This is a genomic window from Aurantibacter sp. (genome assembly GCF_042094015.1).
In the GTDB taxonomy this organism is placed as follows: Bacteria; Bacteroidota; Bacteroidia; order Flavobacteriales; family Flavobacteriaceae; genus Aurantibacter.
Window position 1 is genome coordinate 1 of sequence record NZ_JBELDZ010000078.1, and the last position, 11,088, is coordinate 11,088.

Consider the following 11,088-nt stretch of genomic DNA (forward strand, 5'->3'; position numbering starts at 1 on the left):
TTACCTACAACGTGTTATATAACAACTTTTATCACCGATATCCCGTAAATAACTCGGGTTATAATAAGATAACTATCATTGTTATCCCGTAAAGGTAATTTAATTATTTCATTATCCAAGTCGCATTTTTTTGTTGTAATTATGATGAAAAATAAGTAAAATTCATTTTATATGAAACGTAACTTCTATTTGAAGTTTACAAATTAACTCTAACACTTTTAGGAACTAGTTTTGTGTAATCACCATTGTTTCTAATTACTTCTCTAACTATAGAAGAAGATATATAAGATGTATTTGCTGCGGTTAATAAAAACACAGTTTCTATAGGCGCTAAATCTCTATTGGTATGCGCAATAGCTTTTTCGAATTCAAAGTCTGCAGGATTACGCAAGCCTCTTAAAATAAATTCAACATTGTTTTCTTTGCAAAAATCTACAGTTAACCCTTTGTAGTCAACCACAGTTACTTTTGGTTCATTTTTAAAAGCTTTCTTTATAAAGCTTTTACGTTCTTCTAGAGAGAACATATATTTTTTACTTGAGTTAACACCAATAGCTACAATAATCTCATCAAAAAGTGTAACGCCACGTTCTATAATATCAAAATGTCCTTTGGTAATTGGATCAAAAGATCCTGGAAAAATTGCTCTTTTCATAACCTTAAATTTTTACTTGCGTTTATTTTAGAAGTCTCTTTTATTTTAAAGCTTCTTCAATAGCATTGTTAAATAATTCTGCCATACTAATTCCAGCAGCAGCAGCTTGTTGAGGTAAAATGCTTGCTTCCGTTAAACCTGGAATTGTATTTATTTCTAATAAATGAGGTTTTCCATCTTTAAAGATAAACTCACTTCTACTAAACCCTTTCATTTTTAAAATTTCGTATACTTTTTTAGCCTCAATAGCTACTAAGTTTTCTTGTTCTGTTGTTAATCGTGCTGGTGTTATTTCTTGAGATTTCCCTAAATATTTTGCTTCGTAATCAAAGAAATCGTTTTCAGTTACAATTTCGGTAATTGGTAATACTTTAGTTTCACCTTTATAAGTAATTACACCAACAGAAACCTCTATGCCATCTAGGTAAGACTCAATTATAATTTCATCATCTTCCTTAAAAGCAATATCTATGGCTTTATCTAATTCTTCAATTTTATGAACTTTAGAGATTCCAAAACTACTACCTGCTTTATTGGCTTTTACAAAACAAGGTAAACCTACTTTGTCTATAATATTTTGCTTATTAATTTTATCTCCTTTATTAATATAGAAACTATTGGCAGTTAAAATACCATAAGGTTTTAAAATGCTTAAGCAATCACGTTTATTAAAAGTTACACTTGCTTGGTACATTCCACAACTTGTATGCGGCATATTGAGTAACTCAAAATATGCTTGCATATAACCGTCTTCTCCAGGAGAACCATGAATGGCGTTAAAAACACAATCAAAAATGATTTTTTTGTTGTTTTCTAAAATAGAAAAATCGCCTTTATTAACGGTGAATTCTTCATTTTTAGAGTTAACATAAACCCATTTATCTTTGAAAATGTGAATACAATAAGCATTGTATTTTGAAACGTCTAAGTTACTGTAAACTACGTTTCCGCTTTTTAGAGAGATTTCAAATTCACTTGAAAATCCTCCCATAATTATAGCAATATTTTTTTTCATTTATATTGAAAGTGCTTTTTGAGTATGTAAAGTATAAATCTACTGCTATTTTATTAAATTTGGAAGAATAAACCTTTTAGTTTTTTATATTTGTTAAACAATATGGGAAATATGAGTTTGGTAAAATTTTTAATGAGTAAAACATTTTTTAAACAAGTAGCTTTGGCTATTGTTGCAACAGTTGTAATTGTGTTTTTGGCCTTAATGTGGTTAGATAGTACAACCAATAATGGAGAATTTAAAACCGTACCAAGTCTTACAGGTAAATCTCTAAAGGTCGCGGAGATTGAGTTAAATAAAGAAAGTTTGGTTTTAGTAGTCCAAGACTCGGCTAATTACAATCCAAAATACCCTCGTTTTTCTGTAATAGAACAAGATCCAATTTCTGGTAATAAAGTTAAAGAGAATAGAAAAATATATGTAACGTTAAATCCATCTGGTTATCGTAAAGTATTAGTGCCAGATTTAAAACAACGAACATTAAGGCAAGCAAAACCAGCTTTAGAAGCTTTGGGTTTTAAAATTGGTAAGCTAACCTATGTTAACAATATTGCAAAAGATGTTGTTTTAGGGATGGAGTTTAAAGGAAAGCCTATTGCACCAAATAAAAGATTACCTAAAACAACTGTTATAGATTTAGTTTTGGGAAATGGAAAACGTCCAGGAAATTTATCTACAACAGAAACACCATAAGAATATAATGGACGATAACACGCCGAAATTAATAGAGAAATCAGAAGACGGATTATACGAACATTATAGTTTTACAGCTGATAAAGGGCAAAAGCCATTACGTATTGATAAATATTTAATGAATTTTGTTGAAAACGCAACGCGTACTAAAATTCAAGCTGCAGCAAAAAGTGGAAATATTCATGTAAATGGAGAACCTGTAAAATCTAATTATAAGGTTAAAGGCGAAGATGCTATAAAAGTACTTTTTGAGCATCCACCATTTGAGAATTTATTAGTTGGAGAAGATATGCCAATTGATATTGTTTATGAAGACGATGATTTGTTGGTTATTAATAAGCAAGCAGGAATTGTTGTGCATCCAGGACACGGAAACTATTCTGGTACTTTAATAAACGGATTAATTTTTCATTTTGATAATTTACCAAATAACTCTAGCGATAGACCTGGATTAGTTCATAGAATAGATAAAGATACTAGTGGGCTTTTGGTTGTTGCAAAAACAGAACAGGCAATGGCACATTTATCTGCGCAATTTAAAGCAAAAACTAGCGAGCGTGAATATGTTGCAATTGTTTGGGGAAATGTTGATGAGGATGAAGGAACTATTGAAGGACATATTGGAAGACATCCAAAAAATAGATTGCAAAATACAGTCTTTTTTGGTGAAGATGAAGATAAAGGAAAACCAGCAGTAACGCATTATAAAGTTCTTGAACGTTTGGGTTATGTAACCTTAGTGTCTTGTAAGTTAGAAACTGGAAGAACACATCAAATACGCGTGCATATGAAACATATAGGACATACGCTTTTTAACGACGAACGTTATGGTGGAGAACGTATTTTAAAAGGAACAACTTTTACTAAGTACAAGCAATTTGTAGATAATTGTTTTAAAATATTACCAAGACAAGCATTGCACGCCAAAACTTTAGGGTTTGTACATCCAACTACAAATAAATTTATGAGTTTTAATACAGAAATCCCTGAAGATATGGCTACTTGTATTGAAAAATGGAAATCGTACTCTAAACATTTAGACGAGTAGAGTTTTTATTCTAAATTTGATTATCAATTAGAACGTATGAAATTAGTGATATCTCCAGCAAAGTCTTTAGATTTTGAAACTGTATTACCAACCGAAAAATTTACTGAAGTTCAATTTTTAGATAAATCTGAAAGATTGAATAAATTATTGCGTAAAAAATCTGCAAAAGCTATTAGTAAGCTTATGAAAGTAAGCGATAATATTGGTCAGTTAAATTACGAGCGTTTTCAAAATTGGGAACTACCTTTTACTCCAAAAAATGCAAGGCCAGCAATTTATGCTTTTAGTGGCGATGTTTATAGAGGTTTTGATGCTTATACTTTAGAGACTTCAAAATTAGATACCTTAGAAAGCAAGGTTAGAATCTTATCTGGTTTATATGGTATTTTAAAACCATTAGATTTAATTCAGCCTTATAGATTAGAAATGGGGACAAAATTACCGGTTGGTAAAAATAAAAACCTTTACGAATTCTGGAAAAAAGACATTACTGCTCAATTAAATGAAGAGTTAGAAGATGATGAGGTTTTTGTAAACTTGGCAAGTAACGAATATTTTAAAGCTATAGATACTAAAACTCTAAAAGTGCCAGTAATTAATGTGGCTTTCAAAGAATATAAAAACGACACTTATAAAATTGTAGCAATTTTCGCAAAACTAGCGCGTGGTCTTATGGCACGTTATATTGTAGAAAACAATTGTGAAACTATTGAAGATTTAAAAGGTTTTAGAGTTGACAACTATGGTTTCTCGCAAGAGTTATCTTCTGATACAGAATTGGTGTTTACACGTTAGATAATAGTTGACAGTATTTAGTATTCAGTTTACAGTTTTGTCATTTTTCTAATAAGCGGAATTTGTTTTCATTTAGCTAGGACTAAAAATATTAAGTTCCATTCCTAATTCATAAGCTAAATCTTGAGCAGAAATAGTTGCTTTTTCTTCTTGTTTGTAACGTTTTAAAATAATACGTTCTCTGTGGTTTTTGGTTAGCATATAAACTTCAAATACTTTGTTTGAGTGGAATGTTGTTGTTTTTTGAGATGCGATAAAGCGATAAAAACCAAGTCCAATGTTTCCAGTTAAAATTGCAATATCTGTAAATCTCTCAAATGATTTCCATTTTCCTAATCTTAGCCCTAAAAAGAAAATAGTTTTTTTAAACTTATTATTTCTTTTATCAAGTATAATTCCATCTTTAGCAGTTGCTAAAAACAATCCTAGAATTAGAAGTATTAGGCCTATAAAAGTTTGGGGTAATTCAAGATGGGTGAAAAGAGCTAATCCCATTATCATAAGAAATTAACCGAAAACAATTAAATTAATTGGAAAGACTTTTTCTAGTTTAAGTTTTATCATACTTATGTGTAGTATGTTTTATGGAATTGTTACAGGTTTTTTGTTTTTATTTTAATCCTCAGTATTAAAATACACTTTATAATAATTCATTTTTTTTTCCTCATCATAACCACGTTCTAAATATTCTGTAGAAGCATCTGGCGCATCAATATCTAGTTTTATTTGAATGTTTGTATCTAACTTTATTTCAGATTTAATCTTTTTCTTTTCTTTATTAAAAACAGTTTCAGCTACATCAAACTGGTTTCTAATTAAAACATCGTTTTCGCCTTCAAATTCTTTTTTATAATCGTCAAATAAGGTTTTGTATTTGTCTTCTTCAAAGACTTCATCTTTAAAACGCTCAACATTTACAATTTCATTTTCTTTAAAAAAGTCTACTGTTTTTGCTAAAAACGTACTGCGTTCTTGTTGTCCGTAAGTGTTTTTTATAATTTCTGTAGAAAACTCTTTACACAGTTCTAAATAGTTTTGTGTATGGCTATTAGTATCGTCTGCATATTTAATGTTCAAGAATTTATTAATCCAATATTGTGTGTCGTAATTATTGTTATCTACGCTTAAAATAATATTTCCTTCTCTATCGCTAGTATTTAAAATAAGGCAACCTTTATCTACTTTTTTAGAGTTAATTCCGCTTTGTACCAAAACATCGTAACTATTGTTTTCTAAATAGGTTTGGAAAAAGTTGGTTTTATTTTCAATTTTAAAAATTCCCAAAGCATCAACAGTCATATCATTATACTGTATGCCATTAAAATAAACTACTAAAACATCTCCTGTTTTTATTTGTGCCGAGTTGGATTGCTCAAATAAATGTGTTACAATATGTTTGGAAGTATCTAAAAACTGATTGTCATCGCCAAAAATTAAGTTGGCGTAATTATTAATTTCGTTAAGCTCTACATTGGAGTGATGATTAAAGCGATGACTTTGTACAACGCTACCAAATGGACGTAATAAAAATGGAAGCATAAGTTCGTAACTAGCTTCGTCAAAAACGACTTCTTTTTCTGAGAATGCATTTTTTGTGCTGTTAAATTTGTTTCCAACTTTATGGATTACACATTTAAATATGGATGCGTTGTTACGTTTTATCATTAGTTTGTGGTATAAAATAAGATGCTATTAGAATCTCCTTTTGTGATAATTTCTAAGTTATTGGTGTTTTTTAAATCTATAGTTGCATTTCCAAATATGGGAAAATTAGGTAATAGTTTTGCGTTACTATCAAACACATAAATTTTTTGAGTTTGTAAATCTGTTGTAGATGCAAATATTTTATTGTTGGAGTAGAACAGGTTTGGTTTTGTGTAATTTCCAAAATCTAATTCTATGGTTTTGTTTTTTATGGTTAATTTGTTTTCGGACTGATAAATTAACGTTTTGCTACTAGCATCAAACCCGTGTTTTTTATTTAATAGTAAACTTTGTTTTGCTGCGTGACCTTTATGATTTACTTGGATTAATTCACCAGATGTATTAGTAAATGTAAACTTGTTATTGTTTAAAAAGATATTATTATCAGAAAAATTAAACTCATCTTTAACTGTTACTCTTGTTTTCCCAACACGATCTAAAACAATTAATTTGTTTTTTGAGCTAAACACAATGTAATCTTTGCTGCCAATTCTAAAATGTTTTGGCTGAGATGTAATTTTGTTGTCTTTTTTGTATTTAAATCCAGTAACAGTTTTTCCTTTTGCGTCTAACATTAAAAGTTCTTTTTTCTGAGTAATTAAAAAACGATAGTCCTTTTTGCCATCGTAATCAAACACAGAAAGCGGTTGTGTAATGTTATCATTTAATTTTACAGGAAAGGGTTTTACTTGGTTTCCATTTCTGTCTAAAATATAAATGGCTTTTTTTGTGGCAAAAGCCAATTGTAATCTTCCGTTTTTATAAAGATCTACTTGTTCTATTTTTCCAAGAACTTCGTCTTTTAAGTCTTTTTTCCAAAGAATTTTACCTGAATTAGAAATAAGGTATAAAGTGTTTTTTATGTCTTGAGCTACAATTTCGTTTTTACCAGAAACGTGATTTTTTACAAATTGTGGCTTGTTTAAAATGGCGTGGTCTAGTTTAATATTGAATTTTTCGCTTATAGTGTTTACTTTTTTAGTGATTTTACTTTTATTAAATACAGCATTGAAATGAGCAAAATCATAATCGTAACTAAACTGAAAAGCACTTGTTTTATAGTCGTCTAAAGTTAAATTAGATGTGTTTTTTACAGATGAATTTAAAATTGAAGCTAAAGCGGAATTATTCACAACTTGTAATAAAGAACTTTGGCTACTTAGTTGCTTGCTAACTGCTTTGTAGTAGTCTTTAAAAAATAATGTTGTTTTGTTCTGGTAATTTGCAATTATGTTTTGAAGTGTTTCTTTAGAAGATGAAAACACAAAAAACTGATCTATTTGACAATACATTGTAACCTCTTGATTTATAAAAGGCGAAAAATGATTTTTAAGAATATCTGTTTGACTATAACTATATATAGGTATACTTCTGTAAACTTCAATTTCGTTTTGCTCTTCTTGTAAAGCAATTTGAGTTAATTCTGTATCTATAGTATTTAAAACAAACGCATTTGTATCATTATATATAACTCCAATTTCTGTAATATTATCAAAAAGTAAGGTTTCTTTTTTTACGGTTGCTTTTTTATTGAACGTGTTTAAGTTTTCGCGGAAGATTTCAAAATCGTTATATGTAACACTTAAAAAACCATCCGAATTATTTGGTGTAATTAAAGCCAGCTCGTTTTCTTGAGGAATAGTATTAGTAAATACATTTATTAGGCTTTTAGTGGAATCTTTCGCTTTTGAAATTCCGTTTAGTAAAATGTTTTCTTGAGATAAATCTACATCGAAAGCTAAATAATTAGTTAGTTGTTTTTTGTTTAATAAACTATCTATAAATATTGGTTGCTTAAAAATTGTTGTTTGGTTACTTAAAATTGAAATTTCTGATGTTTTATTTGTTGTTTTTAGTAATTTTAAAAGGTCTTCGTTTTTCTCTAGATTATAAATAGCTTTAAGTTGTTCTTTAGAATTTGCACCAATAATTACAGAATCCCTTAACGCAACATATAAGTTTTGGTTGTTAAAAGTGATTTTTTCAGCCATTATAGCGTCAACTGAAACAGAATCCCTTAAAATATTCTTGTTACTTAAGGATTGAACTAAAGAATCTGAATAAGCTGTAGCAAACGAAAACTCTTCCGAAGAAAAAAGGTTTACATATATAGGTTGCTTTGTTTTTATATAATTAAATATTGAAAATTTCTCTTTTAATGTAGAATATGTTTTTGTTTTGTCTAATTGATTTAAAAAATGAGAATTATTTATGTTACTAGATAATTGTTCTAAACCATTAATTCTAAGAATAGTTTGTGCATTTTTATTTAAAAAATCTTCTGGGTTAGCATTCTTGTAATCTGTATTACAAGCAAAAAGAGAGATAAATATTAAGGATAGCAAAAATGCTTTCATATATATAAGGATTTTAAAACGCTAATTTAATTATAACTTTAGATTAAGTTCTAGTTGTTCTGGTAATAATTTAAACGATTTTCTGTGATATTTTGTTGCGCCATATTTTTTAATAGCAGCTCTGTGTTCTTTTGTTGGATAACCTTTGTTTTGTTTCCAGTTGTACATTGGGAATTCTTCGTGAATTTTATTCATATAATCATCTCTGTATGTTTTTGCTAAAACCGAAGCTGCTGCAATGCTTAAATATTTTCCATCGCCTTTAATAATAGTTTCGTGTGGTATGTTTTTAAATGGCTTAAACTTATTTCCGTCTACAATAATAAATTCAGGAATTGGTTTTAATTGCTCAATAGATTTTTGCATTGCCAAAATTGAAGCATTAAGAATGTTAATTTTATCAATTTCAGCTTCGTAAATATGAGTAAATGCAAAGCTTAAAGCATCTTCTTCAATAATTGGACGCAATAAATCACGTTTTTTCTCGCTTAATTGTTTGGAGTCATTTAGAATGTCGTTTTTAAAATTTGGTTTTAAAATCACCGCAGCAGCAGTAACTGGTCCAGCTAAACAACCTCTGCCAGCTTCGTCTGTGCCGCATTCTAATATATTTCCAGAGTGATTAATGGATAGCATAATTGGTATTAACTTTTTTTAAGGCTTTACTTCTAAGATATTTCCTATTTTTGACACTAAATTATAAAATTGCAAGGTCTAAAATTTCTCTTGATGAAAAAAATAATTGTATTTCTCTTTTTAGTTAGTGTTCAATCTATGTTTGCTCAAAGGCCAGCAAGCCAGATAGAACGTAGACCTGCTATGGATGAATTAAGTTTTCCAAATGATTCTGTAAAAAAGAATTCTAAGAGTTCTAATAAAATTGACAAAAAAAGAGAAGCCAAAATTACTGATTACTTGATAATCTCTCATGTAGCAGATACTACATATGTAGATACAACTTTAACTGTAGCAAAAGATTATAAATATAATTACTTAAGAAAAGACAACTTTGAACTTCAGCAATTTTCAAATTTAGGACAAACCTATAATACATTAGGATACGATTTTTCTTCAATGAGATTAATGCCTCAGTTTGGTGCTAGAAGTAAGCATTTTAATTATATGGAAGTTGAAGATGTTAATTATTATCATGTTCCAACGCCACTATCAGAATTGTTTTATAAATCAGCGTTTAAACAAGGTCAGCTTTTAGATGCTTTTTTTACAACAAACACGTCTAAGCAGTTTAATATATCTATTGCGTATAAAGGTTTGCGTTCTTTGGGAACTTATCAGCATATTTTATCTAGTACGGGTAATTTTAGAACAACAGCAAGTTATCAGTCAAAAAACAAGAGATATGTTGCGCATGCCCATTTTTTATCTCAAGATATTTTGAATCAAGAAAATGGTGGATTAACAGATGAAAGCTTAGGGTTTTTTCAGTCTGGAGATAAAGATTTTTTAGACAGAGGAGTTTTAGAAGTTAATTTTCAAGATGCAGAAGGTGTTTTAAAAGGAAAACGCACGTATTTAAATCACTATTACCATTTAATAAAAAAGCAAGATAGTGTGTCTTATAATAATGTATCTGTTGGGCACATTTTTAAATTAAAAGATAAGAACTATAGATTTACACAATCTACAGAAAATGATTTTTTTGGCGATGCAGCTTATTCTAGAAATCTAATAGACTTTGTAAAGCTTGAAGAACTATATAACGAAGCTAGTATTACTTATAGTAATAATGTTATTGGTACATTAAAAATATTTGGAGCACATACCGATTATAATTATGGTTATGATAAGCTTATAATACAACAAAACCAAACAATTACAAACAGGCTTAAAGGAGATGTGTTTTCTGTTGGAGGGAAATATAATAAAAGAATAAATAGGTTTAATATAAAAACTGAAGCTGGTGCAAATGTTTCAGGAGAATTTAATGGTAATTATTTTTTAGCAAAAGTAGATTATAAACTTAATGAAGATATTTTATTAAAGGCAGCAATAAATAACAATACTGTTGCTCCTAATTATAATGCGCAGTTGTATCAAAGTAGTTATTTAAATTATAATTGGTTAAATAAATTTAATACTATAAAGACTCAGCAGGTAGATGCGGAAGTCATCTCTAAAAAATGGGCAAATGTAAAGTTACAAGCTTCAACAATCAATGATTATGTGTATTTTATGAAAAATACAACATCAGAACAGATTGAGGCTCTACAAAATGACAAGAGTATTTCCTACTTAAAACTAAAGATTAATAAAGATATTAGGTATAGGCATTTGGGGTTAGAAACTACAATTCAATATCAAAAAGTGAACGATAAAAATGAAATTTTTAATGTTCCAGAGCTTATAACAAGGAGTACATTATATTATGAGAACTTTGCATTTAAGAAAGCTCTATATTTTCAAACAGGATTTACAGCTAGTTACTTTACCGAATATTATATGAATAATTATAATCCTTTACTTTCAGAGTTCTACGTACAGAGAGATGTTGAAGTGGGAGGTTTTCCTAAGATAGATTTCTTTATTAATGCTAAATTGAGACAAGCGCGTATATATTTAAAAGCAGAGCATTTTAATGCAGCCTTTACCGGAAGAGATTATTTAACGGCACCAAATTACCCTTACAGAGATTTTTCTGTTCGATTTGGTTTGGTTTGGAATTTCTTTATGTAATAATATTTTTTTTTTGATTACAGTTGTTATGTTTGTTTTATTTGTAGTTGTAAAAGCGTTTATATCGTTGTACTAAAGAGTGTTATGTAATTTAAAAAAAAATAAACAAAATAATTACCAAAAAGTA

The 11,088-nt window shown here is 28.9% G+C and carries 10 protein-coding genes; 4 read left to right on the plus strand and 6 right to left on the minus strand.

The features are described from left to right. Nucleotides 1-196: 196 nt before the first annotated feature. Nucleotides 197-655, minus strand: a complete 459-nt coding sequence (coaD, locus tag ACFDSN_RS10230) for a pantetheine-phosphate adenylyltransferase (protein ID WP_375239755.1) — start codon at nt 653-655, stop codon at nt 197-199. A 40-nt stretch (nt 656-695) separates the two neighbouring features. Further along, the gene (locus ACFDSN_RS10235; RefSeq protein WP_375239756.1) at nt 696-1,670 is read right to left on the minus strand and encodes a D-alanine--D-alanine ligase; all 975 of its coding nucleotides are present in this window, start codon (nt 1,668-1,670) and stop codon (nt 696-698) included. A 132-nt stretch (nt 1,671-1,802) separates the two neighbouring features. Between ACFDSN_RS10235 and ACFDSN_RS10240 the strand changes: the two genes are divergently transcribed. From ACFDSN_RS10240 to yaaA, 3 genes are read left to right on the plus strand one after another with little or no spacing between them, the layout of a single operon-like run. Continuing rightward, the gene (locus ACFDSN_RS10240) at nt 1,803-2,363 is read left to right on the plus strand and encodes a PASTA domain-containing protein (protein WP_375239757.1); all 561 of its coding nucleotides are present in this window, start codon (nt 1,803-1,805) and stop codon (nt 2,361-2,363) included. Between the two features lie 7 nt (nt 2,364-2,370). Then, entirely contained in the window at nt 2,371-3,411 is a 1,041-nt protein-coding gene (locus tag ACFDSN_RS10245) for an RluA family pseudouridine synthase (protein WP_375239758.1), read from the plus strand. A gap of 36 nt (nt 3,412-3,447) precedes the next feature. Then, nucleotides 3,448-4,206 (plus strand): peroxide stress protein YaaA, encoded by a 759-nt coding sequence (gene yaaA, locus ACFDSN_RS10250; RefSeq protein WP_375239759.1) that lies wholly within the window; start codon nt 3,448-3,450, stop codon nt 4,204-4,206. A 72-nt stretch (nt 4,207-4,278) separates the two neighbouring features. Here yaaA and ACFDSN_RS10255 read toward each other — a convergent pair whose 3' ends face one another. The 4 genes from ACFDSN_RS10255 to ACFDSN_RS10270 form a co-directional block, all read right to left on the minus strand. Beyond that, the gene (locus tag ACFDSN_RS10255) at nt 4,279-4,701 is read right to left on the minus strand and encodes a hypothetical protein (RefSeq protein ID WP_375239760.1); all 423 of its coding nucleotides are present in this window, start codon (nt 4,699-4,701) and stop codon (nt 4,279-4,281) included. Nucleotides 4,702-4,821: 120 nt separating this feature from the next. After that, entirely contained in the window at nt 4,822-5,871 is a 1,050-nt protein-coding gene (locus ACFDSN_RS10260; protein ID WP_375239761.1) for a nucleoid-associated protein, read from the minus strand. Further along, entirely contained in the window at nt 5,871-8,267 is a 2,397-nt protein-coding gene (locus tag ACFDSN_RS10265; protein WP_375239762.1) for a ribonuclease HII, read from the minus strand. Before ACFDSN_RS10265 ends, ACFDSN_RS10260 begins: the two co-directional genes overlap by 1 nt. 30 nt (nt 8,268-8,297) lie before the next feature. After that, a complete protein-coding gene (locus tag ACFDSN_RS10270) occupies nt 8,298-8,903 on the minus strand; it encodes a ribonuclease HII (protein ID WP_375239763.1) in 606 nt (201 codons plus the stop codon). A gap of 93 nt (nt 8,904-8,996) precedes the next feature. Here ACFDSN_RS10270 and ACFDSN_RS10275 point away from each other — a divergent pair, with 93 nt between their 5' ends. Continuing rightward, nucleotides 8,997-10,961: a putative porin gene (locus ACFDSN_RS10275; protein WP_375239764.1), complete on the plus strand. Its 1,965-nt coding sequence runs from the start codon at nt 8,997-8,999 to the stop codon at nt 10,959-10,961. The last annotated feature ends 127 nt before the right edge of the window (nt 10,962-11,088 follow it).

Bases quoted from the DNA above. Each gene is read 5' to 3' on its own strand.
- ACFDSN_RS10265 (WP_375239762.1), bottom strand. From the start codon at position 8,267: ATGAAAGCATTTTTGCTATCCTTAATATTTATCTCTCTTTTTGCTTGT.
- coaD (WP_375239755.1), bottom strand. From the start codon at position 655: ATGAAAAGAGCAATTTTTCCAGGATCTTTTGATCCAATTACCAAAGGA.
- ACFDSN_RS10260 (WP_375239761.1), bottom strand. From the start codon at position 5,871: ATGATAAAACGTAACAACGCATCCATATTTAAATGTGTAATCCATAAA.
- ACFDSN_RS10235 (WP_375239756.1), bottom strand. From the start codon at position 1,670: ATGAAAAAAAATATTGCTATAATTATGGGAGGATTTTCAAGTGAATTT.
- ACFDSN_RS10255 (WP_375239760.1), bottom strand. From the start codon at position 4,701: ATGGGATTAGCTCTTTTCACCCATCTTGAATTACCCCAAACTTTTATA.
- yaaA (WP_375239759.1), top strand. From the start codon at position 3,448: ATGAAATTAGTGATATCTCCAGCAAAGTCTTTAGATTTTGAAACTGTA.
- ACFDSN_RS10270 (WP_375239763.1), bottom strand. From the start codon at position 8,903: ATGCTATCCATTAATCACTCTGGAAATATATTAGAATGCGGCACAGAC.
- ACFDSN_RS10275 (WP_375239764.1), top strand. From the start codon at position 8,997: ATGAAAAAAATAATTGTATTTCTCTTTTTAGTTAGTGTTCAATCTATG.
- ACFDSN_RS10240 (WP_375239757.1), top strand. From the start codon at position 1,803: ATGAGTAAAACATTTTTTAAACAAGTAGCTTTGGCTATTGTTGCAACA.
- ACFDSN_RS10245 (WP_375239758.1), top strand. From the start codon at position 2,371: ATGGACGATAACACGCCGAAATTAATAGAGAAATCAGAAGACGGATTA.